Origin of the sequence: Methylobacter svalbardensis (assembly GCF_037671525.1) — a bacterium.
GTDB lineage: Bacteria > Pseudomonadota > Gammaproteobacteria > Methylococcales > Methylomonadaceae > Methylobacter_A > Methylobacter_A svalbardensis.
The window spans coordinates 13,436-38,814 of sequence record NZ_JAWPOH010000026.1 but is presented as its reverse complement, the minus strand read 5'-3'; the positions used below and the strand labels follow the sequence as shown (position 1 = coordinate 38,814).

Annotated in this window: 27 protein-coding genes; 12 read left to right on the top strand and 15 right to left on the bottom strand. The window is 48.7% G+C overall.

What is annotated here, in order from left to right; genetic code table 11:
• The first annotated feature begins 29 nt into the window (after window positions 1-29).
• Window positions 30-467, top strand: coding sequence for an FxsA family protein (locus RW114_RS11585; RefSeq protein ID WP_340122912.1), 438 nt, complete (start codon window positions 30-32; stop codon window positions 465-467).
• A 53-nt stretch (window positions 468-520) separates the two neighbouring features.
• Here the strand turns inward: RW114_RS11585 and RW114_RS11580 are convergent, their stop codons facing one another.
• On the bottom strand, window positions 521-799 hold the full coding sequence (locus RW114_RS11580; RefSeq protein WP_340122911.1) for a YgaP family membrane protein: 279 nt from the start codon (window positions 797-799) through the stop codon (window positions 521-523).
• Between the two features lie 137 nt (window positions 800-936).
• Here RW114_RS11580 and uvrD point away from each other — a divergent pair, with 137 nt between their 5' ends.
• The 8 genes from uvrD to RW114_RS11540 all read left to right on the top strand — a co-directional run bounded on the left by uvrD (window position 937) and on the right by RW114_RS11540 (window position 8,955).
• The gene (gene uvrD, locus RW114_RS11575) at window positions 937-3,114 is read left to right on the top strand and encodes a DNA helicase II (RefSeq protein WP_340122910.1); all 2,178 of its coding nucleotides are present in this window, start codon (window positions 937-939) and stop codon (window positions 3,112-3,114) included.
• Between the two features lie 181 nt (window positions 3,115-3,295).
• The gene (gene fbaA / locus RW114_RS11570) at window positions 3,296-4,375 is read left to right on the top strand and encodes a class II fructose-bisphosphate aldolase (protein ID WP_340122909.1); all 1,080 of its coding nucleotides are present in this window, start codon (window positions 3,296-3,298) and stop codon (window positions 4,373-4,375) included.
• Window positions 4,376-4,593: 218 nt separating this feature from the next.
• Entirely contained in the window at window positions 4,594-5,301 is a 708-nt protein-coding gene (gene ubiG, locus RW114_RS11565; RefSeq protein ID WP_340122908.1) for a bifunctional 2-polyprenyl-6-hydroxyphenol methylase/3-demethylubiquinol 3-O-methyltransferase UbiG, read from the top strand.
• 3 nt (window positions 5,302-5,304) lie between these two features.
• A complete protein-coding gene (locus tag RW114_RS11560; protein WP_340122907.1) occupies window positions 5,305-5,982 on the top strand; it encodes an HAD family hydrolase in 678 nt (225 codons plus the stop codon).
• Window positions 5,973-6,701 (top strand): SDR family NAD(P)-dependent oxidoreductase, encoded by a 729-nt coding sequence (locus tag RW114_RS11555; RefSeq protein ID WP_340122906.1) that lies wholly within the window; start codon window positions 5,973-5,975, stop codon window positions 6,699-6,701. Before RW114_RS11560 ends, RW114_RS11555 begins: the two co-directional genes overlap by 10 nt.
• 10 nt (window positions 6,702-6,711) lie before the next feature.
• Window positions 6,712-7,260 (top strand): putative Fe-S cluster assembly protein SufT, encoded by a 549-nt coding sequence (sufT, locus tag RW114_RS11550; protein WP_340122905.1) that lies wholly within the window; start codon window positions 6,712-6,714, stop codon window positions 7,258-7,260.
• 44 nt (window positions 7,261-7,304) lie between these two features.
• Window positions 7,305-7,952 carry a flagellar brake protein gene (locus RW114_RS11545; RefSeq protein WP_340122904.1) on the top strand — a complete coding sequence of 216 codons (648 nt, stop codon included), beginning with the start codon at window positions 7,305-7,307 and terminating at the stop codon, window positions 7,950-7,952.
• A 142-nt stretch (window positions 7,953-8,094) separates the two neighbouring features.
• Entirely contained in the window at window positions 8,095-8,955 is an 861-nt protein-coding gene (locus RW114_RS11540; RefSeq protein WP_340122903.1) for a class I SAM-dependent methyltransferase, read from the top strand.
• 515 nt (window positions 8,956-9,470) lie between these two features.
• Here RW114_RS11540 and RW114_RS11535 read toward each other — a convergent pair.
• From RW114_RS11535 to RW114_RS11470, 14 genes are all read right to left on the bottom strand, one after another.
• A complete protein-coding gene (locus RW114_RS11535; RefSeq protein WP_340122902.1) occupies window positions 9,471-9,908 on the bottom strand; it encodes a DUF2442 domain-containing protein in 438 nt (145 codons plus the stop codon).
• The gene (locus tag RW114_RS11530) at window positions 9,905-10,132 is read right to left on the bottom strand and encodes a DUF4160 domain-containing protein (RefSeq protein WP_340122901.1); all 228 of its coding nucleotides are present in this window, start codon (window positions 10,130-10,132) and stop codon (window positions 9,905-9,907) included. The genes RW114_RS11535 and RW114_RS11530 overlap by 4 nt, the downstream gene beginning before the upstream one ends.
• Before the next feature lie 237 nt (window positions 10,133-10,369).
• Entirely contained in the window at window positions 10,370-11,332 is a 963-nt protein-coding gene (lipA, locus tag RW114_RS11525) for a lipoyl synthase (RefSeq protein ID WP_340122900.1), read from the bottom strand.
• Window positions 11,329-11,937 (bottom strand): lipoyl(octanoyl) transferase LipB, encoded by a 609-nt coding sequence (gene lipB / locus RW114_RS11520; RefSeq protein ID WP_340122899.1) that lies wholly within the window; start codon window positions 11,935-11,937, stop codon window positions 11,329-11,331. The genes lipA and lipB overlap by 4 nt, the downstream gene beginning before the upstream one ends.
• Before the next feature lie 25 nt (window positions 11,938-11,962).
• The gene (locus tag RW114_RS11515) at window positions 11,963-12,226 is read right to left on the bottom strand and encodes a YbeD family protein (protein WP_340122898.1); all 264 of its coding nucleotides are present in this window, start codon (window positions 12,224-12,226) and stop codon (window positions 11,963-11,965) included.
• Window positions 12,223-13,065, bottom strand: a complete 843-nt coding sequence (locus RW114_RS11510) for a D-amino acid aminotransferase (RefSeq protein ID WP_340122897.1) — start codon at window positions 13,063-13,065, stop codon at window positions 12,223-12,225. Before RW114_RS11510 ends, RW114_RS11515 begins: the two co-directional genes overlap by 4 nt.
• Complete coding sequence (locus RW114_RS11505) at window positions 13,055-14,224, bottom strand: D-alanyl-D-alanine carboxypeptidase family protein (RefSeq protein WP_340122896.1); 1,170 nt, start codon at window positions 14,222-14,224, stop codon at window positions 13,055-13,057. The genes RW114_RS11510 and RW114_RS11505 overlap by 11 nt, the downstream gene beginning before the upstream one ends.
• A gap of 34 nt (window positions 14,225-14,258) precedes the next feature.
• Complete coding sequence (locus RW114_RS11500) at window positions 14,259-15,056, bottom strand: septal ring lytic transglycosylase RlpA family protein (RefSeq protein ID WP_340122895.1); 798 nt, start codon at window positions 15,054-15,056, stop codon at window positions 14,259-14,261.
• On the bottom strand, window positions 15,053-16,117 hold the full coding sequence (mltB, locus tag RW114_RS11495) for a lytic murein transglycosylase B (RefSeq protein WP_340122894.1): 1,065 nt from the start codon (window positions 16,115-16,117) through the stop codon (window positions 15,053-15,055). Before mltB ends, RW114_RS11500 begins: the two co-directional genes overlap by 4 nt.
• A 129-nt stretch (window positions 16,118-16,246) precedes the next feature.
• Window positions 16,247-17,377 (bottom strand): rod shape-determining protein RodA, encoded by a 1,131-nt coding sequence (rodA, locus tag RW114_RS11490; RefSeq protein WP_340122893.1) that lies wholly within the window; start codon window positions 17,375-17,377, stop codon window positions 16,247-16,249.
• On the bottom strand, window positions 17,367-19,208 hold the full coding sequence (mrdA, locus tag RW114_RS11485; protein WP_340122892.1) for a penicillin-binding protein 2: 1,842 nt from the start codon (window positions 19,206-19,208) through the stop codon (window positions 17,367-17,369). The genes rodA and mrdA overlap by 11 nt, the downstream gene beginning before the upstream one ends.
• Window positions 19,209-19,226: 18 nt before the next feature.
• Window positions 19,227-19,709 (bottom strand): rod shape-determining protein MreD, encoded by a 483-nt coding sequence (gene mreD, locus RW114_RS11480; RefSeq protein ID WP_340122891.1) that lies wholly within the window; start codon window positions 19,707-19,709, stop codon window positions 19,227-19,229.
• Window positions 19,702-20,721, bottom strand: coding sequence for a rod shape-determining protein MreC (gene mreC, locus RW114_RS11475; protein WP_340122921.1), 1,020 nt, complete (start codon window positions 20,719-20,721; stop codon window positions 19,702-19,704). Before mreC ends, mreD begins: the two co-directional genes overlap by 8 nt.
• Before the next feature lie 263 nt (window positions 20,722-20,984).
• Window positions 20,985-22,028: a rod shape-determining protein gene (locus RW114_RS11470; RefSeq protein ID WP_340122890.1), complete on the bottom strand. Its 1,044-nt coding sequence runs from the start codon at window positions 22,026-22,028 to the stop codon at window positions 20,985-20,987.
• A gap of 129 nt (window positions 22,029-22,157) precedes the next feature.
• Here RW114_RS11470 and gatC point away from each other — a divergent pair, with 129 nt between their 5' ends.
• The 3 genes from gatC to gatB are packed head-to-tail and all read left to right on the top strand — an operon-like array spanning window position 22,158 to window position 25,363.
• Complete coding sequence (gene gatC, locus RW114_RS11465) at window positions 22,158-22,445, top strand: Asp-tRNA(Asn)/Glu-tRNA(Gln) amidotransferase subunit GatC (protein ID WP_340122889.1); 288 nt, start codon at window positions 22,158-22,160, stop codon at window positions 22,443-22,445.
• A gap of 18 nt (window positions 22,446-22,463) precedes the next feature.
• Window positions 22,464-23,915, top strand: coding sequence for an Asp-tRNA(Asn)/Glu-tRNA(Gln) amidotransferase subunit GatA (gene gatA / locus RW114_RS11460; RefSeq protein ID WP_340122888.1), 1,452 nt, complete (start codon window positions 22,464-22,466; stop codon window positions 23,913-23,915).
• Between the two features lie 11 nt (window positions 23,916-23,926).
• The gene (gene gatB / locus RW114_RS11455; protein ID WP_340122887.1) at window positions 23,927-25,363 is read left to right on the top strand and encodes an Asp-tRNA(Asn)/Glu-tRNA(Gln) amidotransferase subunit GatB; all 1,437 of its coding nucleotides are present in this window, start codon (window positions 23,927-23,929) and stop codon (window positions 25,361-25,363) included.
• The last annotated feature ends 16 nt before the right edge of the window (window positions 25,364-25,379 follow it).

The following is a 25,379-nucleotide window of genomic DNA, read 5'->3' as shown; positions in this document are numbered from 1 at the left end:
TGACGATGACTACAACAAGAGAACTTTAGATGAAAATTTTTCAAACACTATTTCTGGTCGTGCTGATTATTCCTTTTGCAGAAATTTATTTGCTGTTGCAGATTGGCGGAATTATTGGTGCATTCCCGACCATTTTGCTGGTGGTGTTTACCGCAGCACTGGGGGTCTGGCTATTGAGACAACAAGGCTTTGCAACTTTTCAGCGGTTTCAGGAGAGTTTGGCGCAAGGCGTGATGCCTGCTTATGAAATGGTTGAAGGCCCCATTATTCTAGTAGGAGGGGCATTATTGTTAACGCCGGGTTTTATTACCGATTTGATCGGCTTTGCCTGTTTAATTCCGCAGTCACGCAAAAAAATCGCCCAATATGTGATTGAAAATTATCTGGTTCAAGCGAGTGCGCATTTTCAGCAGGAAAAAGCGGCTGAAAATAATGTGTTGGAAGGTGAGTTTCGTAAGGAAGAGTAAACGGTAAAAAGGCACAAGGCTAGCTTCCTGTTTTTGTCTTGTGCCTTTGTCGCTTAGCCCTCTGAAGAATCGTCTTTAGTTTCAGAGCTGCTTTCAGCTTCAGAGCCGCTTTCAGCTTCGCAGGTGTTTTTGTTTAGTCCTGAATAGACTGGACACCAGCCGGAATAACCCGTTGCAACCAGAGCCAAGCCCACTAATAATAAAAGAACTTCACCGCCTGGGATGAAAAGTGAAATAACCAGAAGTGCAGATCCTGCATACAAACGGTATTTTTTTTCCTTCTCGCCAATATTATGTTCAAATTTAAGCATACGTTTAAAATCAAAATTCATCTTAAAATCCTCTGTGTGTAGTTATTATTATCTTTGACAAGGCAACGGTTCAGTCTGTCATTATTGAACCTGATGCAATATACACAGCTCCAAAAAATGTGCAAGCGAAAAAATACTAACAGTAGGTACCTTAGTTAATGGATGTTACATCAATAATAGACCCCTTAAATGATGCCCAGCGTCAGGCAGTTACCGCGCCCTCCCAAGCCATGCTGGTTTTGGCCGGTGCCGGTAGTGGAAAAACCCGTGTTTTAGTGCATCGCATTGCTTGGCAAATCCAGGTGGAAGGCGTGTCTGCGCATAGTATTTTGGCAGTAACCTTTACCAATAAAGCGGCCAAAGAAATGCGCGGCAGAATTGAGGATTTGCTGAAAATGTCTGCGCAATCGATGTGGATCGGCACTTTTCACGGCGTGGCGCATCGGCTGTTAAGACGCCATGCCAAACAGGCAAAATTGCCGGAAACGTTTCAGGTGATGGATTCCGGCGACCAGTTGCGGCTTATCAAGCGCCTGCTGGCTACACTTAATCTCGATGCCGACAAGTGGCCGCCGCGCCAGGTGCAGTGGTATATCAATGCGCAAAAAGACGAGGGTATTCGAGCGCGGCACATGATGGAGACCCATGATCTCTACCAGCGGCAAATGCTGAGCATCTATAAAGCCTATGAAGAACTGTGCGATCGCTCCGGTTTGGTGGATTTTGCCGAGTTGCTGCTGCGGGCGCATGAATTGCTGCGCGATAATCCCGATGTGCTGGATTTTTATCAGCAGCGTTTCCGGCAGGTTCATGTCGACGAGTTTCAGGATACCAACACCATACAATATGCCTGGTTGCGGCTGTTGACCGAGGGCAGGGACAATATCTTTGTGGTAGGTGACGACGATCAGTCCATTTACGGCTGGCGCGGCGCGAAAATCGAGAATATCTACAGCTTTCAAAAGCATTACCCGAACCATCAGGTCATCAAGCTGGAACAGAACTACCGTTCGACCGGTAACATCCTCAAAGCTGCGAACAAAGTGATCAGCGTCAATGACGGTCGTATGGGCAAGGAGCTGTGGACCGATGCCGGTGACGGCGATTTGATTTCCTTGTATGCCGCATTTAACGAGCAGGATGAAGCCCATTTTGTCGTCGAGCGCATCAGGGCCTGGGTGAATGAGGGCGGCATGCGCAAAGATGCCGCCATTCTTTATCGGTCCAATGCCCAATCCCGCCAGTTTGAAGAACGCTTGATGACCACCGGCACGCCGTACCGGGTTTACGGCGGGTTGCGCTTTTTTGAGCGGATGGAAATTAAAAACGCGCTGGCCTATTTGCGGTTGATGTCCAATCGTAATGACGATGCGTCGTTTGAACGGGTGATCAACACTCCGACGCGCGGCATAGGAGCCAAAACCATCGATGATATTCGGACTATAGCGCGGGATCAAAGCCTTTCATTATGGGCGGCGGCGATCATGCTGATTAATCAGCGCACCCTGTCGGCAAGGGCGACCAATGCGCTGATAGGCTTTTTGGAGTTGATTAAGCAGTTTGCAGGAGAGGCGGAAGGCACGGAGCTTTTTGAACAGGTCAAGCTGATCGTCGAAAAAAGCGGCCTGAAAGAGTTGTACCAAAAGGACAAGGCCGACAAAGGCGAAGAAAAAGTAGAAAACCTGGAAGAACTGGTCAACGCGGCGCGGCTGTTCGATGCGAGCACCATCGGGGACCTGGAAGACACAGAAAACCTGGGCGAGCTGGATATGTTCCTGGCGCATGCAACGCTGGAATCCGGTGAATTGCAAGGCGATGACTTCGACGATTGCGTGCAGCTGATGACCCTGCACTCGGCCAAAGGCCTGGAGTTTAAGCAGGTATTCCTGGTCGGCATGGAAGAAGGCTTGTTTCCGTCGCAACAGTCCGTCGATGATGTCGGGCGACTGGAAGAAGAGCGTAGGCTTTGCTATGTGGGCATTACCCGCGCCATGCGGCAGTTGTATCTGACCTATGCCGAATCCAGGCGTTTATACGGCCGGGAAACTTATCCCAGGCCGTCGCGTTTTCTGCGCGAGATTCCGGCGGAACATCTTCAGGAAGTCAGGATGCGTGCCACCGTGACTCGTCCTGTAACTTCGGTAAAACCGAAAGCGCAGTCTTTGCAAATAGCAGGAAAATACAAGCTGGGACAACGCGTCAGTCATGTTAAATTCGGCGAAGGCGTGGTGTTGCAGATGGAAGGCGATGGCGCACAGGAAAGAGTGCAGATCAACTTCAAGCAGGTCGGTGTCAAGTGGCTGATGCTGGCTTATGCCCAATTGGATGTGTTGTAGCAGGGGCTGAGCCCCGAATAATGGGCAATTGTCACAGGGTCACTGTACGGGCAAGTAGCCTAATATATGAACACACTTTATAATGGTCGGCAGACCGCATTGGGCGGCGGACATTTTCCGCAAGCGCAATGACTTTCGGCTTGATCACCCTCAACGTAACAGATTGAAACAGGAACCCTTAATGTCACAGAAAATTTTAGATGTAGTAAAGCCCGGTGTTGTCACTGGTGATGATGTACAAAAAATCTTTGCGATTTGTAAAGAAAACAGCTTTGCATTGCCTGCGGTAAATGTGATCAACACTGATTCGATCAATGCAGCGTTGGAAGCGGCCGCGAAAGTTAAATCGGCTATCGTTATCCAGTTTTCCAATGGGGGCGCAGCATTCGTTGCCGGTAAAGGCTTTAAAGCTGAAGGCCAGCAAGCCGCTATTTTAGGCGCTATTTCCGGCGCTCAACATGTACACGCGATGGCTGAAGCTTATGGCGTACCGGTCATTTTGCACACTGACCACGCTGCTAAAAAGCTGCTGCCCTGGATTGACGGCTTGTTGGATGCCGGTGAAAAACATTTTGCGGCAACCGGCAAGCCATTATTCAGCTCGCACATGCTGGATTTATCTGAAGAAAGCCTGAAAGAAAACATCGAGATTTGCGGTCAGTATTTGGCGCGCATGTCCAAAATGGGTATGACCCTGGAAATCGAATTGGGTGTTACCGGTGGTGAAGAAGACGGCGTCGATAACAGCGACTTGGATCATTCTTTGTTGTACACCCAGCCTGAAGATGTGGCTTACGCTTATGATGAATTAAGCAAAATAAGCCACCGTTTCACGATTGCCGCTTCTTTTGGTAACGTTCACGGCGTTTATAAACCGGGTAACGTTAAGCTGACGCCCAGCATCTTAGCTAACTCACAAAAATACGTTTCTGAAAAATTCGGGGTTCCTACCAATACCCTGAATTTTGTGTTTCATGGCGGCTCAGGCTCTACGGCGGCAGAAATCAAGGAATCGATCAGCTACGGCGTGATCAAGATGAACATCGATACCGACACCCAATGGGCAACCTGGGAAGGCATCATGAACTACTACAAAAAAAATGAAGGCTATTTGCAAGGCCAAATCGGCAACCCGGACGGTGACGATAAGCCAAACAAGAAATACTACGATCCACGCGTCTGGCAACGTGCCGGTGAAGTCGCGATGGCGGTTCGTTTAGAGCAAGCGTTTAAGGAATTGAATGCAGTTAATACGCTGTAAATCGATTAGCTGAGTAAAAGGCCGATGCACACGCATCGGCCTTTTTTTTGTCCGGCAGACGATCGTATCACCGAAAATAAAGGAATGAATGGGGGGCGTTATGATGGATGTGTCTTGCTTAAATCAGGTATCATGAAAACAGTTCTCGACAGAACAACATATGACGAATAACCCAGTAATATAGTAAACTATCTCAACCTCAAATTATGGTTAGCACGATGACTGCAACAGACAATGTACACCCGCACGAAATTCATAAGTTCGGCTCGATGGCGGAACGCTGGTGGGACACCCAGGGTGAATTCAAAACCCTGCACGATATTAACCCGCTACGACTCCAGTTTATCCAGCGTTATGCGGATATTGCCGGTAAACGCATCGTTGATGTCGGTTGCGGCGGCGGCATTTTAACCGAAGGCTTGGCTAAACACGGCGCTGATGCGTTGGGTATCGATCTTAGCGAAGACCTGATCGACATCGCTGATCTGCACGGACTTGAGTCCGGTGTTAACGCGCATTATCAAAAAATCAGCGCCGAAGCCTTGGCCGAACAACAGTCGGAAAGCTTCGATCATGTGACCTGCATGGAAATGCTCGAGCATGTGCCTGACCCCGGTTCAATCATCTCCGCTTGCGCCAGAATGGTTAAACCCGGCGGCATGGTGTTTTTCTCGACGCTCAACCGTAAACCCAAGGCGTATTTATTGGCTATCTTTGCCGCGGAATATGTCCTGCAAATGCTGCCCAAAGGCACTCATGATTTTAAAACCTTTATCAAACCGTCGGAGCTGTGCCAGTCGGCGCGCGCGGCAGGTCTTGAATTGCAGGGGATGGTAGGGATCGAATACAATCCGTTCAGTAAACATTTCAGCCTGGGCAAAGACATTGACGTCAATTACATCGCTGCCTTTAAGCGTCCTGAATAAAACATGTGTACCGATTTCAAATTATCCTGCGTATTATTCGACCTTGACGGTACTCTGGTGGATACCGCGCCGGATTTGATTTCATGCCTGAACCGCGCGCTAAACGTCCACGGCTTTGATGTTGCTATACCTGAAATTATCAAGCCGTTTATATCATATGGCGCGGCGGCCATGATTAACGCCAGTCAGCCTACGCTTGACGATATGTTAAAGGCCGATATTCTGGAAACCATGCTCGCTCACTACCAGAACAATATTGCCGAACACACGGTTTTTTTCTCCGGTATGGCAGACACGCTGGCGGCGATTGAAGCGCAAGGGCTTAAATGGGGCGTGGTCACCAACAAGCGCGAACGTTTCACTAATCCGCTGATGGCTGCCTTAAAGCTGACCGAGCGTGCCGCCTGCATCGTCAGCGGCGATACCACCGTCAATCCCAAGCCGCATCCGGAACCGATGTTGCTGGCCTGTAAACAGGCGGATGTTAAGCCGCAGGAATGCGTCTATATCGGCGATGCGTTGCATGACATTATTGCCGGGAAAAATGCGCAAATGAAAACACTGGCCGCAGTTTACGGCTACATTAATCCCGGTGATACCCCGGAAACCTGGGGCGCTGATGCATTAATCGAGTCGCCCGATCAAATATCAACCTGGATAGCCTCCCTACCATGCCGCTAACAAATCAAGTCATCTTAATTACCGGCGCCGGCGGAGGTCTTGGCAGTACTGCTGCTCTGGCGCTGGCCAAACACGGTGCGCACATCATTTTACTGGATAAAAACATCGCCAAACTGGAAGCGGTTTACGATGCGATTTTGACCATCAAAGCGCCGGAGCCGGTCATTTACCCGTTTGACTTGGCCGGTGCCAATGAAAACGAGTATCAGGAATTAGCCGACAAGATCGATGAGAAATACGGCTCGCTCCAAGGCATCTTGCATTCAGCGGTAGAGTTCAGCGCCTTCTCTCCAATCGCCACGCACAAAACCAAAGACTGGGGGCATACCTTAAACGTCAATCTGAATGCACCTTTTTTACTGTGCAGGGTGTTGTTGCCGGTACTGCAAAAGAGCGAGCATGCGTCCGTCGTATTCACGTCTGATTCCTCCGCCAGAAAGGCTCCGGCTTATGCAGGCGCTTACGGCGTGTCAAAAATAGCCCTGGAAGGCTTGGCCAACATCCTGGCCGATGAACATGAAGCCTTCGGTAAAATCCGGGTCAATACCCTGATACCGGGGCCGATAGATTCCCCGTTAAGAAAACGAGCTTATCCGGCGGAAGATAAAAGCAAGCTGCCGACGATGAAATCGCTGGCTCCCATTTATCTGTATTTGTTCGGCTCAGAAAGTTTAGGCATAACCGGCCAGGCTATCGATGCCCGGACCTTCTATTTATAACTAAATCATTATGGCTGAAAGAGAAGACGTTATTTTAACCCGAGATGTCAATATTGTTACCATTCCTGAGGGCAATACCGGGACTTTAAATAAAGGCCAGATAGTCACTATTCATCAGGCGCTCGGCGACAACTATACCGTGGTTACTGAACACGGGCACATGGTGCGCATTGCCGGGGTCGATGCCGATGCCTTGGGCAAGGAGCCGCATACGTTGCAAACGCTGGTATCGGAGACCGGTGCGGCGGCGGTTGAACAAAACTGCTGGGAAGTGATGAAAACGATTTACGATCCGGAAATCCCGGTCAATATTGTTGATCTTGGGCTGGTTTATCAGTGCAAAGTCACCCCGGTAGGTGAAGGTCTGAATGATGTCCATGTCGTCATGACCCTGACTGCGCCAGGCTGCGGAATGGGGCCGGTTATCCAGGGCGACGTGGAAAAATGTATCCGCGCATTGCCCGGTGTCGATCATGTTAATGTCGAAGTGGTGCTTGACCCGCCCTGGTCGCGGGAAATGATGTCGGAAGTGGCCCAGTTGCAATTGGGTTTGTATTAAGGCGATCGCAGAAAAACGCCTATTAAAACTCGAGTAAAATCAAGATGACCTCTTTTAAAGAGATTAATCTGCAAGTCGGTTCGCGCCTGCAAATGGCATTGCGACACGGTCCCGTTGACATCATATATTATACGCAGCTTATCGGTTACTTAGATGGGCAGTACCTAATCATAAAAACACCTTTTGAAAATGGACTTTCCGTTCACATGCAGGTAGATGAGCAGGTTACCTTACGGATATTATCTGGAGTAGATGTTTTTATTTTAACTTGCCGGATTAAAACCATCTTTAGAGCCCCGCATTATTATATGCACCTCAGCTTTCCCACCGATATTAAATCCATCGCCCTACGTGGTGCGCTCAGGGCCAAAGTCAATTTACCGGTACAGGTCAATGGCATTGACGCCGGTATTATTACCGATATTAGCGTTACAGGCGCTGCGATAACGGCCAATAAAGTACTGGGAGAGCCTAATACAGAAGTATTACTTTCTTTCGACTTCTCGATAAAACCGACCAATCAGAGCGCGCATATAGACACCAGTGCAACGATTCGCAGTATTCAACAATTGCCCGGCAAGAAAAAAGACGCACCGCTAAGGGTATCGCATGGGGTTTTGTTTAATGAGATTGATCCTACCAGCCAAGTGATGCTGCTAAATCTGGTTTATGAATCGATAAACAGGTTGTAATTGATGTCTGTTCAGGCGTGATTAGCAGTCAAATTGGGTGCGCATCGCGTACGTGGTCTGTTGAAAATGGCATGCGATAGCCTATATAACTTTGGTTAGTATTAGAATTTATAATATTCAAGCATCTAAAAATAAAATGTGGATGGCACACGAAAAAAACCTACGCGAATACGGCTTGCCCTGGCCTGATTACGAGCTGCTTGATGCGGGTGACGGCAAGAAACTGGAGCGATGGGGACAGATCATTACCATCCGCCCGGAAATCCAAGCCAATTTCAAGCCGGGGTGGCCTATCATTCAATGGCATGACATGGCGCATTGGGAATTTGAAGAACAATCCTCAACCCAAGGACGCTGGCTTAACATCAAGCCGCATGCTCCCGAACAATGGCTTATTACCTACGGAAACGTAAACTTCGGTTTGAAGCTGACCAAATTCAAGCATGTGGGCCTGTTCCCGGAACAACAGGCAAACTGGCGTTTTATTAAAGAACAGGTTAGCGTCGGTCAAAAGGTCTTGAATTTATTTGCCTACACCGGCGCGGCATCGCTGGTTGCCTGTGACGCTGGGGCGGAAGTGGTGCATGTGGATTCGGTCAAACAACTGATTACTTGGGCCAACGAAAACAGGGAGCGCAGTCATCTTTCCGACATCAAATGGGTGCTTGAAGACGCGTTAAAATTTGCCCAACGCGAATTGAAACGGGGCAAACAATACGACGGCATTATCATGGATCCGCCCGCCTGGGGACTGGGCGCCAAAGGCGAAAAATGGAAATTGGAAAGTCACCTGTCCGGTTTGATAGAAACGGCGTATGGGCTGATGAATCCGGGCGCGTTTTTAATTGTTAACACCTACTCACCCAAAGTGGAACTGGCCGATTTGGCAATATCTGCCGGGCAGTATTTTTCCGTACATCAACTGGAAATAAAACAACTGTGGATGCCGACAAAAACCGGCAAGGAGCTGTATTGCGGGAATTTATTGCGGGCGATCAAGTAAGGCTATTCTGACTGTGGGTATCTGTAAAATGGTAGGCGATACAATATGTAGAATCTCAATCTGCTTCTTCAAAATATTTACCCGATAAAAAGCTGTGTATCTATACGAAACCTGCCTCATATCATCGTTATAAACTAAATTCCTTTCAGGAAATATCCTCAGTATTTTATCAAACGCCGCCACCCATTTTGTTACAAATCTGTTACTCGCTAGCGGGTTATCTAAATCTTAAAAATTCTACAAAACGTAAAACTTCTAAAGCCAAAGGCTCTGGAAAATACTGCACACCCTGATAAATTTTTTTCTGCTGTATTCATGACATTAACCTCATAAACTGACCGTTAAATTTTTTTGCCTTGATTCTATTGAATGCTTGCAAGCAACTCATCCGTCTCTACCCATCCTGCCGAGCGTTGTCGGGCATGCTCGCTATCTGAGTGGCGTGTGGAATTCGCTCATGCTTCGACAGGCTCGGCACGAACGGATTTCATCCGCGCCAACTGCAGTTTTTGGCTTTAACGATTCTCGACTTCCCAGCCCTTGCAGGCTAGGGCAATGTGGTGCGGGACGGGACGGGCGCCGGTTCCGTAGGCGCTCATGGTGCGTGTGGTCATGCCCAATGCTTGGGCTGCACCGGCTAACGACAGACCGTTATGCAGCCGCCAGGCGATGAATGTACGGGTGTCTTCATCGGTGGCCGCTTGATGCAGCGCTTCCAGCCACAAGGTATCGGCACCGATTTGAATGTCAAAATCTGTCCATTCGACCGTCCAGCCTACGCTGTTTGTGAGCCGAACCTTGGCAAAGGCGGCCGGATCGCGCAAAGGAGTGAGACCCGGTTTGGCGAAAATAGCTTCACCTTTATCCACGGTCATTATGCTGCCGTTAATAAAGGTCATTTGCAACTGGTAGTTCGGTAAAGGCTCAACCGCTGCTAGGCGGGGGCGCTTCATTGATGCCATTTTTTCCATTCTTTGATCAATTCTTCACTGTTTTCTGTAACCCACGCCATGACTTCATCGCGCAAGCCGCGCGGAAAAGTGCCTTCACAGGCCAGGGTTTGCAAGTTAATTAATACATCAAAATTACCGCCGACCAAGTGCGCGTGCATCGGCGGAGAGTCGTCCTCTCGTACCTCAAGCTGGTATTTGTTGCGAAAACGTTGCTTCGTAGCCATGTTGTAATAATATGGAATAACTCCAATATGTCAACCGCATTCTAGTAAGTTGAGGGGCTGAAAAATGTCGATCTGGTCACATTTATCCTAAAAACCGCCGTTGAGGATTTCAAAATCCCGCTCTTCCTTCGACAAGGATAGTCGAAGGGCTCAGTATGAACCTCTTCCGCACGATCCGACTGCGGATTTTAGGTTTGTCGCTCTATCGGTAGTGCATAACAAAATCAATAGTGCCTGTCAGGCAGGCATTACAGCCTTAGCCTGAAGATCAGCATGGTAGGACGATCTGACCATTGGCGCGCTGGCGACTTGTTTAAATCCTAGGGCCTTGGCAACTGCGCCGTACTCGTCGAATTGTTCGGGGGTGATGTAGCTTTGAACCGGCAAATGGGCTTTGCTGGGTTGCAGGTATTGGCCTATGGTCAGCATTGAGCAGCCGTGGGCTAATAGATCTTTCATGACCTGATGAACTTCGTGCGGCTGTTCGCCTACGCCGAGCATCAGGCCGGATTTGGTCGGTACTTGCGGCAGGATTTGGTGGTATTGTTGCAGCAAGTTTAATGAGCCTTGGTAGTCCGAACCGGGGCGGACTTGTTTGTACAGCCTGGGGACGGTCTCCAGGTTGTGATTGAATACGTCGCAGGGTTGTTCGGCTAATAGGGCAACGGCTTTTTCGATGCGCCCGCGAAAGTCGGGGACCAGGATTTCTATTTTGGTGGCGGGTGTTTGCCGGCGGATTTTTTCGATGCACTCGGCAAAATGCCCGGCACCGCCGTCTCTTAAATCGTCACGATCTACCGAGGTGATGACCACGTACTTCAAAGCCATTACCTGTATCGCATCGGCCAGGTGTTGAGGTTCGTCTTTGTCCAGCGGCAGCGGTTTGCCGTGCGCGACATCGCAAAAAGGGCAGCGACGGGTACACAAATCGCCCATGATCATGAAGGTGGCGGTGCCGTGCTGGAAACATTCGCCCAGGTTGGGGCAGGCGGCTTCTTCGCAAACGGTATGCAGGTTGTTTTCGCGTAACAACTGCTTGATGCGGGTGACTTCGTCGCTGGCCGATATTTTTACGCGTATCCATTCGGGCTTGCGCAAAGTGGTTTCGGCAGGTTCCACCTTGATCGGGATTTTTGCCAGCTTTTCGGTGTTGCGCTGGTGAGAATCGGGTGTGGAACGGGAGGGCGCTTGATAAGTCATTTTGCTAATGCCGTTATGATAGCTTGGGTAACAGGGATGGCGAGTTCAGCGTTGCTGACAGTCACGCCCAGGTCGGCCAGTTGGGTTACTTCAAGTCCTGAATAACCGCAGGTATTGATATGGTCGAAAGGCCGCAAATCCATATGGTTGTTGATACTCAGGCCATGATAACTGCAATTTCTTTTAATGCGTAGGCCAATGGAACCGATTTTTTTGTTATCGACATAAACGCCGGGGGCATCGGCTCTGGCTACTGCGGTAATGCCGTATTGTGCCAAGGCAAAGATCATGGCTTGTTCGAGGATTGTCACCAGCGGCCGGACGCCAAGATTCAGCCTTTTAATATCGATCAGGGGGTAAATAACCAGCTGGCCGGGGCCGTGATAGGTCACCTGTCCGCCCCGGTCGGAGTTGATGACGGGAATTGAGCCGGTATTGAGTAGATGTTCGCGCTTGCCGTTTAAGCCCAGCGTATAAACGGGGGGGTGTTCTGTGATCCAGATTTCGTCAGCGGTTTGGGCATCGCGATCTTGGGTGAACCGCTGCATGTCCTGCCAAGTGGACTCATAGGGCTGAATACCCAGATTGCGGATGGTTATCTGCATGAGGCGACGTTACGCTGCAACGACTCTACAAAGCCATCAAGACATGCGGATGGTCAGATAAATCCTGGTAAATGGCATCCAGTTGCTGCTTGCTGGAGGCTTCTATAATAACGGTTACGGCGATGTAATTGCCGTCTTTGCTGGGGCGTGTCGTTACCGCGTCTTCGTGAATGTCGGCAACATGACGGCGCACGATTTCTATAACCAGCAGGTCAAGTTCCAGATCGGTTCTACCCATGGCTTTGATCGGGAATCGGCAGGGAAATTGTAATAGGGTTTCTTCACTCATGGTCGGGATTGCTTGTAAGCCTGGAATAATCGATTCATGGTTTGCCATATGGGGCCGGGTTTGCCGTTTGCAATGGTTTCATTGTCGAGTTGAACAACCGGTACGATTTCGCGTGTAGAACTGGTTAACCAGATTTCGCTGGCTGTTTTTAAGGCATCCAATGAAATGATGTCTTCGCTGTAGGAAATGTTGTTTTGCCTGGCGATTTCCAGAATGACATCGCGGGTTATGCCCGGCAATATTTCGCAGCCTTGCGGCGGTGTAATCAGGATGCCGTCAATGACGGCAAATATATTGCTGGCGGTGCCTTCGGTCACATAGCCGTCTTTAACCAGGATGGCTTCGGCGCAACCTTTTTCTACCGCCTGTTGTCTGAGCAGAATATTGGCCAGCAGTGTGGTGGCTTTAACATTGCACAGTTCCCAGCGGCTGTCATCGACGCTGATGGCTTTGACTCCGGAATCCAGATTTTCAAAGGGCACGATGTTTGAGCACATCGCGAACACGGTAGGCGTAACGTTTTCCGGAAAAGCATGATCTCTTTTGGAGGCAACGCCACGGGTAATCTGCAGGTAAATATACTGATCCAGATTTTTATCCAGCAAGGGTGTCAGGATTTCCAGCCATTGCTCCCGGTCATGTGGATTAACCAAACGTATGGAAGACAGGCTGTTTTCCAGTCGCTCCATGTGTTCAGAGAAGTGAAACAACAAACCCGAGTAGGCCGGGATAACTTCATAAATCCCGTCACCAAACAAAAAACCGCGATCCATAACCGATATTTTGGCTTCATCTAACGGTAGGTACTGACCGTTTAGATAGACGGTTTTATTGTCCATCCGGTTTCTCCAGTATCATCATTCCGCTGTCATAAAGTCGCTGGAAAATGTTGCCTTGTTCTACCGATTTTAGTGCTATCAGGTCTTTTTCTGCGACCACTCCGTCTTTAAGTGTAACGTTGACGGTACCCAGTTTTGTGCCTTCTTTAACGGGGGCGACAATTTTTTTATCGATGGTAATAACGGCTTTAAGATCATTGTAATGGCGACGGGGAATGGTCACATAAAGATCTTCCGCCAGACCGATTGGCAGGTTTTTAGTGTCGCCCTTCCATACTCTGGCTTCGGATAAGGCTGTTTTCCCTTGATATAGCTTGTGCGCTTCAAAAAAACGAAAGCCATAGTTGAGCAGATTTTGATTTTCACTGGCTCTGGCGTTGGGGCTGCTTGCACCCATCACCACGGAAATCAGGCGCATGTCATTTCTTAATGCGGAGGCGACCAGACAATAGCCTGCGGCGTCGGTAAATCCGGTTTTAACGCCATCCACCGTCTCATCACGCGACAGCAATTGATTGCGATTATGCTGAACGATGTTGTTGAAGGTGAATTCTTTTTGTGAAAACCAGCGATAGTAATCAGGAAATTCTTTGATTAAGGCCCGGGTGAGTATGGCCAGATCGCGAGCGGTGGTGTAATGATTGTCGATGGGGAGTCCGTTGCTATCCTCAAAGTGGCTGTTTTTCATGCCCAGACGTTCGGCATGTTGATTCATCATATCGGCAAAGGTAGTTTCATTGCCTGCGATATGTTCAGCCAAAGCAACACTGGCATCGTTACCGGATTGAATGATGACGCCTAATAGCAAATCTTCAATCTTAACTTGTTTGCCGACCTCGACAAACATGCGGGAGCCTGGCGTTTCCCAAGCTTTGCGACTGATGGTAACCATGTCGTCAAAATGTAAGTGACCATTGCTGACTTCCCGAAATACCACATAAACAGACATGATCTTGGTAAGGCTGGCAGGAGCGAGCTTAACATCGGCATTGTTTTCTGCCAGTACTTTGCCGGAGTCATGGCTCAGTAGTATGTAACTGCTGGCAGCAATAGTAGGCGCTGCCGGGGTTGAGATTCCGGCGTCTTCTGCATTTGCCAGGGTTGTGGCTAAAATTGAACTAAAAAATAAAAAAACAGGGAGAATTCTAAAAAGGGTCATTGTTCTCTAACGGTGGGCTCAGTAAAACGTATATTTATTGTATCATGGCGATTTGTTTTTGATCAGTTTCAGTAACAAATTGGGTTTTTGTTATACCCAGCTTTGCCAACTGTGCATTCAGCTTGTGGGCACTCGCCGGAGAATTGATAGGCCCCATTTGAACCCTGTAGAGCGTAGAGCCTTTGTGTGTTGAGGGTAGTATTTTAGGCTGGGGTAAATGATGGGCAGCGATTTTATTTTGCAATTTCAACGCTTTTTTCTTTTTGCCAAAAGTGCCTACTTGTAAATAGATGCTTTTTTCTTGTTTTTGCGCTACTTTTTGTAGATGCGCTAATGCCTGTTCAGGGGCTATCGCCTTGATTTCAACCTTTCCTGATCCTGCCTGTTCAATGTCCAGTTTCTGGGCGGCCGCATAAGACAGATCCAAAACCCGGTTGCCGAAAAAAGGGCCTCTGTCATTGATGCGAACAATAACGCTACGTTGATTTTTCAGGTTGGTGACGCGAGCATAAGATGAAAGCGGCAGGGTTTTGTGTGCGGCGGTCATCGCATACATATCGTATATTTCGCCGGAGGCGGTTTTTTTTCCGTGAAATCTTGGGCCATACCATGAGGCTATGCCTTGTTTCAGGTAACGGGTAATGCGAGGGAAGAGGTCTTGTTCGTCAGCGATGTCCTGGGTATCAGGAACGTCCATGCTTAGCATGGGATGGTGTTTAGCTGGGGATGCAGTTGTAGCTGATGTTAGGCTTGAGATGTCGTTCGTTTTTAATTGTTCGGTGGTACAACTGCATAAAACAGAAATTAAAAGTATCGGTATGATTTTACTCATGGGTAAGAGCCTTTTTTGTCTAAAATAGATAGACTTAACTGATAAACGGCCATGGCATATAAAGGACTGTGGTTGTAGCGGGTAATGACATAAAAATTGTTTAACGCCGCCCAGAGTTCTTCGCCTTGTTGTAGTTCAAAGTTAAGCAGTTTCACTTTACTGTCTAAAGGTAATTGCCTCGATAATGTTAAGTTCAGAGATTCTAACTCAGTAAGACTTAAATTCGGCTTAAGGTCTTTATTGAGTGCTGACTTATAACTTTCGCCTACAGGACGTAGGCGAGGGGCGTTAGCAGGAGCGGAAGCTTCATCTTTGGCCGTAACGGGAATGGCAATAGTCTTGCCGGCTTGCCAATGATGTTTGGCAAAATAATTGCCAATACTGGCGATCACATCGCTGTTGTTGTGCCAGATGTCGCGACGATTATCATTGTCAAAATCAACGGCATAGGCTCTGAAGCTGCTGGGCATAAATTGCGGCAAACCCATGGCTCCGGCGTAAGAGCCAAGGGGTTCGGTGGGGGGGATGCGTTCATCACGGCAAAGCAGCAAGAAATTTTCAAGTTCGCTAACAAAGAATTTGCTGCGTGGAGGATAGGCAAAAGCCAATGTAGATAGCGCGTCGATTACACGGTGGTTGCCGGTGTTTTTTCCGAACAGCGTCTCAACGCCGATAATCGCAGTAATGATTTCAGCGGGAACGCCGTATTGTTGTTCTGCAGCGGCCAGCGCTGATGCATTGTCTCGCCAAAATTGTACGCCGGCGTTGATACGTGCTTCGGTTAGAAATATTTTGCGGTATTTGTACCAAGGCATGGCTTCCGAGGGTGAGGAAATTCTTTTGAGTATATCTTGCTTGATCTCGACGGTTTCAAACCAATCATCAAGTTCGGATTTATCGAACTGGTGTTTTGTTGCCATCTGCTCGATAAATGCCTTAACGGATTCGGTGTCTTTGATGTTGCTGGTGCAAGAAATGAGTAACAGACAAAAGGCGAAGGGCGAAAGGCGAAGGGGGGATGCTAGGCTTTTGAGCCGGGATATAAGGTCGTGTTTTTTCATTTTTAGCCTTGTGTTTTGAACTGGATTTAGATTCATAAGTGAGGCAGAAATGTGTAGAAGTATGGATTGCATACGCCTCACAATTTAGCCTTTAGCCTTTAGCCTTGTGTCCTTCGCCTGCTTTATATTTCAATGAGGTAAAAACTTCTTATGGGTATGAATTGACATGAGAATGCCGAAACCGGACAGTAACGTTACTATGGAGGTTCCGCCATAGCTGATTAAGGGTAATGGGACGCCGACTACGGGGAGTACGCCGATGACCATGCCTATGTTAACAAAAACATAAACAAAGAAAGTGAAAGCTAGGCTGCCGGCTAATAAGCGGCTGTAAGTGTCCTGAACTTGTGAGGCGATATACAAGCAGCGGCTGATGATAAGCAAGTACAAAGCCAATAGGCCTATGCAGCCGAAAAGACCAAATTCTTCGGCAAAGACTGCAAATATAAAGTCGGTAGAGCTTTCCGGTAAAAAGTCCAATTCTGACTGGGTACTGCCCAGCCAGCCTTTGCCATAGATGCCGCCGGAGCCGATGGCGATTTTCGATTGAATGATATGGTAGCCCCTGCCTAAGGGATCGGCTTCCGGATTTAAGAAGGTGAGTACCCGGTCGCGCTGATAGGTGCGCATAAAATGCCAGATTATGGGGGTCAGTCCTGTTAGTGTGGCACCGATTGCTAGCATGAATCGCCAGGAGAGTCCGGCAAAAAACAGTACGCCGGCACCGGAGCTGGCAACCAGCAATGCGGTGCCTAAATCGGGTTGTTTGGCGATCAATAGGGTCGGAATGATGATCAGTATGCCGGCTACCAGCAATTGTTTCGGTTTTGGTGGTAATGCGTGTTCTGCTAAATACCAGGCGACCATCATTGGTGTGGTGATTTTGATCATTTCCGAAGGTTGGAAACGAAAAACGCCCAAATCCAGCCAGCGTTGTGCGCCTTTACCGAATTGGCCCAATACCAGTACCGCAACGAGCAACAGGAGTCCTAAGCCAAAAAGCAGGGCTGAATAACGTTTAAACTGATAAGGGTTAACATGAGCCAGTATGGTCATTAAAAGAAAAGCCAAGCCAACCCTAGCCGCTTGGCGCATCAGTACATCCATATCCTGACTGCCTGCGCTGTAAAGAATAATGAAACTCAACAATGAGATAAGCAGCAAGCCGATAAATAAAGGGATGTCTATGTGCAGTTTTCTGAGGATATTGCCGAGAACCGACGGAGGATGAAATTGTTCACTTCGGGTTTCAGTTTTCATTATTGGTTCCTAAAAATTGCTTGATAACCTTGCCTGCGATGGGTGCCGCGACTGAGCCGCCGTGACCGCCGTTTTCAATGATAACGGCAACTGCAATTTTGGGATCATCGGCCGGGGCAAAAGAAATAAACAAGGCATGATCGCGTAATTTGAAATCAATGTCGTTTTCGTTGTATTTGGCATCCTGCTTGATGTTAAAAACCTGCGCAGTCCCGGTTTTTCCGGCGATTTGGTAGTTAATGTCTTTGCCGATGCTTTTGGCTGTGCCGTGTGGATCATGAATAACATTGACCATGGCCGAGATGATGCTATTAATATTTTCCGGTTTAAACCCAAGGTCTTCCTGGGTGGCTATGTCCGGGGCGGTGGAATCCGGGCTGGCAGATTTTTTTACCAGAAAGGGTGTGATTACTTTGCCTTTATTTGCCAATGTGGCGGTGGCTCTGGCTAGCTGTATGGGCGTAATCTGAAGAAATCCCTGGCCTATTCCGGTGATCAGTGTTTCTCCCGGATACCAGGCCTGATTGCGTCGATTGCGTTTCCACTCGCGCGACGGCATTAATCCTTGCTTTTCCCCAGACAGATCAATGCCGGATTTTTCGCCAAAACCAAAGTCCTGTAAAAAATCATGCATACGGTCTATGCCCAGCGTTAATGCCAGGCTATAAAAATACACGTCGCAGGATTGGGTAATGGCATCGGTCATATTCACCGAGCCATGACCGCCTCTTTTCCAATCCCGATAGTGGTGGCTGACATTAGGCAGCTGATAATAGCCGGGGCAGAAAGTTTTGTGTTCGGCGCTTATGGCGTTGTATTCAAGTCCGGCCAGCGCAATAAACGGTTTGAGTGTTGACCCCGGCGGATATAAGCCGCGTAGCGCACGATTAAACAGCGGTTGGTTGTCGGAGGACTGTAGCGCTTGATAAGCATCATTGCTTATGCCGACAACAAAAGGATTAGGATCAAATCCGGGGCGGCTGGCGAAAACCAGCACGCCGCCGGTTTTGATGTCAATGGCGACTACTGCACCATTGAAGGTATCTAATGCGTCATAAGCGGTTTTTTGTAAATCTATATCCAGAGTCAGATAAAGGTTCTCACCCGGCACCGGAGGGACTGAGTTTACCGCATTGATGGCGCGTCCCTGTACATTGGTTTCTATCTCTGCATAGCCGGTCTTGCCATGCAGTTCGGATTCATAGGAGTTTTCTATGCCTATTTTGCCGACATGGCTAGAGCCTCGATATTCGGCGATAGGCAGCGTCTTCATTTCCGCTTCGTTGATGCGCCCCACGTAACCGATAACATGAGAAGCTAATTCGGTATAGGGATAATGTCGAACCAAACGAGCCTGAATATCAACGCCAGGAAAATAGGGCCTGACTACCGCAAATTTGGCAATTTCCTCGTCGTTCATACTGATTAATAACGGGGTGCTGACGAAGCGTTTTTGTCGTTTGTGTTGTTTCTGGAATTGGTCAATTTTTTCGTCAGAGATGTCGAGTAGTTTTTGTAAGCGCCGCAAGGTGACATCAAGATCGATGATTTGCTCGGGAATGAGCTCCAGGCTGAAAGATTGTGTGTTGTCAGCTAAGACTTTGCCATGTCGGTCATAAATAATGCCCCTCGTCGGTACCAGAGGCTCTATTTTAATGCTGTTGTCTTTCGCCAGTGTTGTGTAATGTTCGTGACCTACAATTTGCAGGTAAACCAGACGCACAATCAGACCCGAGGTTAATAGCGAAATGACAATAAATGCAGCAATAATACGGTGGAGAAATAGGCGGCTCTCTACTAACTTATTTTTTATCGTATAGATACGAGACATATCGGTTTTCGGCGTGTTTTATTTGGTGCGTCGTGACAAGCGGACGCGACGCAGTGTGGTATAGATCAGGGGCCAGCATAGGGTGCCGGTAAAAACAGGCAGCCAGAAGTAAGCATGCAGTTGAGCCGGGTGCTGAATATGGTTAAGCCAGAAAAGCAGCATTTGGGAAGACAGCAGGCAAAAGAAAATAAACAAGCCTTGTTGGGGTAATGGAAATTGACGCAAGCGCTTATGCAATAACAGGCAAACATAGATGATCAGTGTATAGGCCAGTGCGTATTGACCGAATACTCTCCCAGTCAATACATCGGTCAATAATCCGATTGTCCAGGCATGAAAGATACCGACGCGTTCCGGTACGGCGATTGTCCAGTAGATAAGCACCAGAAGCACCCAGTCTGGATTTATATTGGTCAAAAAACCCGGCCAAGGGGTGATTCTTAAACACATTGCCATGACAACAGTCAAAATAATGCGGCCAAAGCCGGAGTAGCTATTCATCACGGTCTGTCCCTGCCCGTGCCCCTTTGGGCGCTTCCCGTGTTAATCCGCTCCCGGCGGATTGATCATCACCGGCTGTCCTTGCTCGTGCTCCTGCGGGCACTTTGCGTACTAACCCGCTCCCGGAAACTGGGTCATTGGGGCGAGGCTCGGAGGCTTCCGGTGTTGGTTTTGTGGTCAGCGAAACAGGGGATGAGTCGCCCCAGACAATCAGCAATTCCCTGTTACGATCCAGCATGGCTTTAGGGGTGGCGGTAATGTTGACGAAAGGTTTGTTCGTTATCGGGATGAAATCGTCGACCACGGCTACCGGATAACCCGATGGAAAAGTACCGCCTAAACCCGATGTTATCAGCAAGTCGCCGGGGTGAATGTCTGCATTATTGGGTAAAAAAGGCAAGTTAAGCCGGTTCATCTGGCCGCTGCCTACAGCAATAGTCAGTAGGCCATTGCGATTGACCTGTACGGGGATCGCATGATTCGGGTCGGTAATTAACATGATTTCAGAGCTGAATGGCAAGGCACGAAAAACTTGCCCGACCACGCCATTTGCATCCAGTACCGGTTGTTGGGGATGGACGCCGAAACGCGTACCTTTGTTGACTACCACTATATGTTCGTAGGGTGCCATATTGATCGACAATAATTCTGCGATCAGCAATTGTTCACCCAGTTTAAAGGAGTTTTCCAATAATGCACGCAGGCGAATGTTTTCTTTTTCCAGAGAATCAAATTTAAGTAATCGCGTTTTGTCGATAAACTGTTCTTTGCGTAAGCGGGTGTTTTCGCGTTTCAAAGTCGAATATGAGCTGACAGAGTAGGTGGTTTGCTCGATCAATACTGACGGTAAGTCGATCAGATATTTTATTGGGTCGACAACAACGGATAACGTGGCTCGGAGTGAGTCCAATCGATGACTTCTGTATTCGGTTATCAGTAAAGCCACTGAAGCAATTATGGCTACAAGCAGGCGGGTGTTGATCGAAGGTCCGGTAGCAAATAAAAGTTTTATAGCGGGATGCCTCTTTATGTAGGTTGGGTTGGGCGCGTCCCTTCGACTGCGCTCATGACGGGCTTTTTGCGCCGTAACCCAACGGGTGCGGCATCGGTTTGTCGGGTTACGCTATGCTCGGCACACTGCTACGCTGCTCTACCTCCTGCATAATCCACATGGATGTGGGGAATGCAGATTTTGCATGGAGCAAAAATCTGTCCTTGCAGTCTTAACCCGACCTTCTTGCTGCCTAAATAAATGCTTAAAAGGGTGATGCCTGATTACTCTAAGGAAAAAGTTGAGACACCTTTTTTATCCAACATCTCCAAAACCATGCCGCCACCCCTGGCGACACAAGTTAGCGGATCATCGGCGATATAGACCGGCAGGCCTGTTTCTTCGGCTATCAGTCGATCTATATCCTTTAATAATGCCCCGCCGCCGGTTAAAAATATGCCGCGAGTTGCCACATCGGAACCGAGTTCAGGTGGGGTTTGCTCCAAGGCCAACTTTACTGCGCCAACAATGCCGGACAGCGGTTCTTGCAGCGCTTCCAAAATTTCATTGCTGTTCAAGGAAAAGCTGCGCGGTACGCCTTCTGCGAGATTACGGCCTTTTACTTCTATTTCCCTGACTTCGCTGCCGGGGTAAGCCGTGCCGATTTCATGTTTTATTCTTTCTGCTGTAGCTTCACCAATTAAGGTGCCGTAATTTCTGCGTACATAATTAATAATAGCTTCGTCAAAGCGATCGCCGCCGATACGGACAGACGAGGAATAGACGATGCCGTTGATTGAAATGACCGCCACTTCAGAGGTGCCGCCACCAATGTCCAAAACCATAGAACCGACTGCCTCATCGACTGGCAAGCCTGCACCGATAGCCGCAGACATGGGTTCTTCAATCAAATAAACCTCGCGTGCCCCGGCCATAGCCGCAGACTCCCGAATGGCACGACGTTCAACCTGTGTTGAACCGCAAGGTACGCAGATCAAGATGCGTGGACTGGGTCGCAGCAACTTGCTTTGGTGGACTTTTTCGATAAAAAATCTCAGCATTCGTTCGGTGACCGCAAAATCGGCGATGACTCCGTCCTTTAGTGGACGGATTGCGGTAATATTGCCCGGTGTGCGCCCCAGCATGCGTTTTGCATCAAGGCCCACGGCAGCAATAGTTTTATTGCCCCGGACTCGGTCTTCTTTGATGGCGACAACCGATGGTTCATTAAGCACAATCCCCTGGCCGGGAATGTAGATCAAGGTATTGGCGGTTCCTAGGTCAATAGCGAGGTCGTTGGAGAAAAGGCCGCGAATTCTTTTGAACATTTTTAGCTGTATCCTTTGGGGAATAAAAAATTGTATTACTTTATCAATCAAGCGGGTATTTGAGCAAGATATAAAGTATTATAAACGTATTAATTATAGAGTCTCTGAAATTTTTATTGGGAGTTAATCGTGTCTTTAACAGTAAGTGAAGTCAAAGATTGTGCACATTTAGCGCGACTGGGAATAGAGGAGCGGGACGTTGGCTCTTATGCAAAAGATTTGTCCGGGATGCTGGATTTGATGACGCAGATGAATGATCTTGACACCGATGGCGTCGAGCCTATGGCTCACCCGATGGATCAAGTGCAAAGATTGCGTGCCGATGTAGTCACCGAGCAAGTCGACCGCGAAAAATTTCAGGCTATTGCTCCACAAATAGAAGCGGGGCTTTATCTAGTACCCAAAGTCATCGAGTAACGGGAAAAAATAACACATATGTATAATAAAACAATTGCAGAATTAGCCAGGGGTCTGCGTTCCGGTGAGTTTTCCAGCGTGGAATTGACCTTGGCTTTTTTAGACAGAATCAAACAACACCGCTCACTTAATGCTTATATCACGGTCACCGAAGACTTGGCCTTGCAGCAAGCCAAAGCTGCGGACCTAAGGCTGGCAACAGGCGAGGCGGAGCTGTTGACCGGTATTCCGATGGCGCAAAAAGATATTTTTTGCACCGAGGGCGTTAAAACCAGCTGCGGATCAAGAATGCTGGATAATTTTATTGCACCCTATAATGCAACGGTGGTGGATAAATTTAATAGCGCCGGTGCGGTGATGCTGGGTAAGCTGAATATGGACGAGTTTGCGATGGGCTCCTCCAATGAAACCAGTTATTACGGCGCAGTCAAAAATCCCTGGGATATTCATACCGTACCCGGCGGATCTTCCGGTGGTTCGGCGGCAGCAGTTGCAGCACGGCTTGCAGTCTGTGCAACCGGTACCGATACCGGCGGTTCGATACGTCAACCTGCGGCCCTTTGCGGCATTACCGGCTTAAAACCAACTTATGGACGGGTGTCCCGTTACGGCATGATCGCTTATGCCTCCAGTCTGGATCAAGGCGGTCCGATGACCCGCAACGCCGAAGATGCGGCGATCATGCTGCAAACTATGGCCGGTTTTGATGACAAGGATTCAACCAGCGTCGATTTGCCGGTTCCCGATTATAGGGCTGGCTTAAGCAACAGCCTTGAAGGTTTAAAAATCGGCTTGCCCAAAGAATTTTTCGGCGAGGGATTAAATAGCGATGTGGCGGCAACGCTTGAAGCTGCTATTAACGAATATCGGAAATTAGGTGCTACGGTTACGGAAGTTTCCATGCCCAGTCTTAAGCTAGCCATTCCCGCTTATTATGTCATTGCTCCGGCCGAATGCTCCGCCAACCTGTCGCGTTTTGACGGCGTGCGCTTTGGCTACCGCTGTGAAAATCCGGCGGATTTAACGGATCTGTATACCCGTTCACGCGGAGAAGGCTTTGGTAAGGAAGTTAAGCGTCGTATCCTGATGGGCACTTATGCGCTGTCAGCCGGTTATTACGACGCTTATTATATTAAGGCGCAAAAAATCCGCCGCCTGATCAGCGAAGACTTTAAAAGGGCGCTGTTGGAAGTCGATGTGATGATGGGGCCGGTCACGCCATCAACCGCTTTCGGCATCGGCGAGAAAATCGACAATCCGATTGAAATGTATTTATCCGATATTTACACGATTGCAATCAATCTTGCCGGTGTTCCGGCGATGTCGGTTCCGGCTGGATTTGCCCAAGGCCTGCCGGTCGGTTTGCAGATCATTGGCAATTATTTTGCCGAAGATAGATTGTTGAATATCGCCCACCAGTATCAACAAGTTACTGATTGGCACACACACACACCTAAAGGTTTTGAGTAAGGAGCAAACAGATGAGATCACAATGGGAAACAGTCATCGGCCTGGAAATTCACGCCCAACTCGCCACCAAATCAAAGATTTTTTCAGGTGCTTCCACCGCTTACGGCGCGGAACCCAATACCCAGGCCTGCGCGGTCGATTTAGGCTTGCCGGGCGTACTGCCGGTGTTGAATGAAGAAGCCGTGCGCATGGCGGTCATCTTCGGCATGGCCGTAGAGGCGCATATCGCACCGTATTCGGTGTTCGCCAGAAAAAATTATTTTTACCCCGACTTGCCGAAAGGCTATCAAATCAGCCAGATGGAACTGCCGATTGTCGGCATCGGCCATTTGGATATTGATGTTGACGGCGTCAGCAAACGCATCGGCATCACCCGCGCCCATCTGGAGGAAGACGCCGGCAAATCGCTGCATGAAAATTTTCACGGCTTGACCGGTATTGATTTAAATCGTGCCGGTACGCCGTTGCTGGAAATCGTGTCCGAACCGGAAATGAGTTCGGCTAAAGAAGCTGTAGCTTATATGCGCAAAATGCACGAACTGGTGCGCTATCTGGGTATCTGCGACGGCAACATGCAGGAAGGCTCGTTCCGCTGTGACGCCAACGTATCGGTGCGTCCCAAAGGCCAGCAGGAATTTGGCACGCGAGCCGAGATCAAAAACATCAACTCGTTCAAGTTTGTCGAAAAAGCCATCAATCACGAAGTCGAGCGGCAAATAGAGCTGATAGAAAGCGGCGGCAAAGTGGTTCAGGAAACTCGGCTGTATGACTCCGACAAGGATGAAACCCGTTCCATGCGCAGCAAGGAAGAGGCTAACGATTACCGGTATTTTCCCGATCCCGACCTGTTGCCTGTACTGATTGATGAAGACTTTAAGGCGCAAATAAAAGCCCGGTTGCCGGAACTGCCGCAAGCAAAAAAACTGCGCTTTAAAGATAACTATGCGCTGGATGAGGAGAATGCCACCCTGCTGACATCCTCCCGGCAGCTGGCTGATTATTTCGAAACCGTGGTTAAGGAGTCGGCTTGTTCAGCAAAAATTTGTGCCAACTGGGTGACCGGCGATTTGTTGGCGGCACTTAACAAAGCCGGAGTGGAGATTACCGACTCGCCGGTTAGCCACGAACGCTTGGCAGGATTGTTAACGCGCATCAGCGACGACACCATTTCCGGCAAGATCGCCAAACAGGTATTCGAGGAAATGTGGCAGAGCGCCGCGACCGCCGACCAAATTATCGAAGCCAAAGGCCTGAAACAAATCACCGATACCGGTGCGATAGAAGCGATTATCGATAAAATCATTGCCGACAACCTGGATCAGGTTGAGCAATACCGCAGCGGCAAAGACAAAGTTTTCGGTTTTTTTGTCGGGCAGGTGATGAAAGAAATGCAGGGCAAGGCAAATCCCGGCGAAGTGAATAAAATGCTGAAAGCTAAGTTACAGTAAGTCGGTTAAAACGCTT

Excerpts from the sequence above, each read along its gene's own strand:
- RW114_RS11585 (WP_340122912.1), top strand. The coding sequence starts at position 30 with ATGAAAATTTTTCAAACACTATTTCTGGTCGTGCTGATTATTCCTTTT.
- RW114_RS11580 (WP_340122911.1), bottom strand. The coding sequence starts at position 799 with ATGAATTTTGATTTTAAACGTATGCTTAAATTTGAACATAATATTGGC.
- uvrD (WP_340122910.1), top strand. The coding sequence starts at position 937 with ATGGATGTTACATCAATAATAGACCCCTTAAATGATGCCCAGCGTCAG.
- fbaA (WP_340122909.1), top strand. The coding sequence starts at position 3,296 with ATGTCACAGAAAATTTTAGATGTAGTAAAGCCCGGTGTTGTCACTGGT.
- ubiG (WP_340122908.1), top strand. The coding sequence starts at position 4,594 with ATGACTGCAACAGACAATGTACACCCGCACGAAATTCATAAGTTCGGC.
- RW114_RS11560 (WP_340122907.1), top strand. The coding sequence starts at position 5,305 with ATGTGTACCGATTTCAAATTATCCTGCGTATTATTCGACCTTGACGGT.
- RW114_RS11555 (WP_340122906.1), top strand. The coding sequence starts at position 5,973 with ATGCCGCTAACAAATCAAGTCATCTTAATTACCGGCGCCGGCGGAGGT.
- sufT (WP_340122905.1), top strand. The coding sequence starts at position 6,712 with ATGGCTGAAAGAGAAGACGTTATTTTAACCCGAGATGTCAATATTGTT.
- RW114_RS11545 (WP_340122904.1), top strand. The coding sequence starts at position 7,305 with ATGACCTCTTTTAAAGAGATTAATCTGCAAGTCGGTTCGCGCCTGCAA.
- RW114_RS11540 (WP_340122903.1), top strand. The coding sequence starts at position 8,095 with ATGGCACACGAAAAAAACCTACGCGAATACGGCTTGCCCTGGCCTGAT.
- RW114_RS11535 (WP_340122902.1), bottom strand. The coding sequence starts at position 9,908 with ATGAAGCGCCCCCGCCTAGCAGCGGTTGAGCCTTTACCGAACTACCAG.
- RW114_RS11530 (WP_340122901.1), bottom strand. The coding sequence starts at position 10,132 with ATGGCTACGAAGCAACGTTTTCGCAACAAATACCAGCTTGAGGTACGA.
- lipA (WP_340122900.1), bottom strand. The coding sequence starts at position 11,332 with ATGACTTATCAAGCGCCCTCCCGTTCCACACCCGATTCTCACCAGCGC.
- lipB (WP_340122899.1), bottom strand. The coding sequence starts at position 11,937 with ATGCAGATAACCATCCGCAATCTGGGTATTCAGCCCTATGAGTCCACT.
- RW114_RS11515 (WP_340122898.1), bottom strand. The coding sequence starts at position 12,226 with ATGAGTGAAGAAACCCTATTACAATTTCCCTGCCGATTCCCGATCAAA.
- RW114_RS11510 (WP_340122897.1), bottom strand. The coding sequence starts at position 13,065 with ATGGACAATAAAACCGTCTATCTAAACGGTCAGTACCTACCGTTAGAT.
- RW114_RS11505 (WP_340122896.1), bottom strand. The coding sequence starts at position 14,224 with ATGACCCTTTTTAGAATTCTCCCTGTTTTTTTATTTTTTAGTTCAATT.
- RW114_RS11500 (WP_340122895.1), bottom strand. The coding sequence starts at position 15,056 with ATGAGTAAAATCATACCGATACTTTTAATTTCTGTTTTATGCAGTTGT.
- mltB (WP_340122894.1), bottom strand. The coding sequence starts at position 16,117 with ATGAAAAAACACGACCTTATATCCCGGCTCAAAAGCCTAGCATCCCCC.
- rodA (WP_340122893.1), bottom strand. The coding sequence starts at position 17,377 with ATGAAAACTGAAACCCGAAGTGAACAATTTCATCCTCCGTCGGTTCTC.
- mrdA (WP_340122892.1), bottom strand. The coding sequence starts at position 19,208 with ATGTCTCGTATCTATACGATAAAAAATAAGTTAGTAGAGAGCCGCCTA.
- mreD (WP_340122891.1), bottom strand. The coding sequence starts at position 19,709 with ATGAATAGCTACTCCGGCTTTGGCCGCATTATTTTGACTGTTGTCATG.
- RW114_RS11470 (WP_340122890.1), bottom strand. The coding sequence starts at position 22,028 with ATGTTCAAAAGAATTCGCGGCCTTTTCTCCAACGACCTCGCTATTGAC.
- gatA (WP_340122888.1), top strand. The coding sequence starts at position 22,464 with ATGTATAATAAAACAATTGCAGAATTAGCCAGGGGTCTGCGTTCCGGT.
- gatB (WP_340122887.1), top strand. The coding sequence starts at position 23,927 with ATGAGATCACAATGGGAAACAGTCATCGGCCTGGAAATTCACGCCCAA.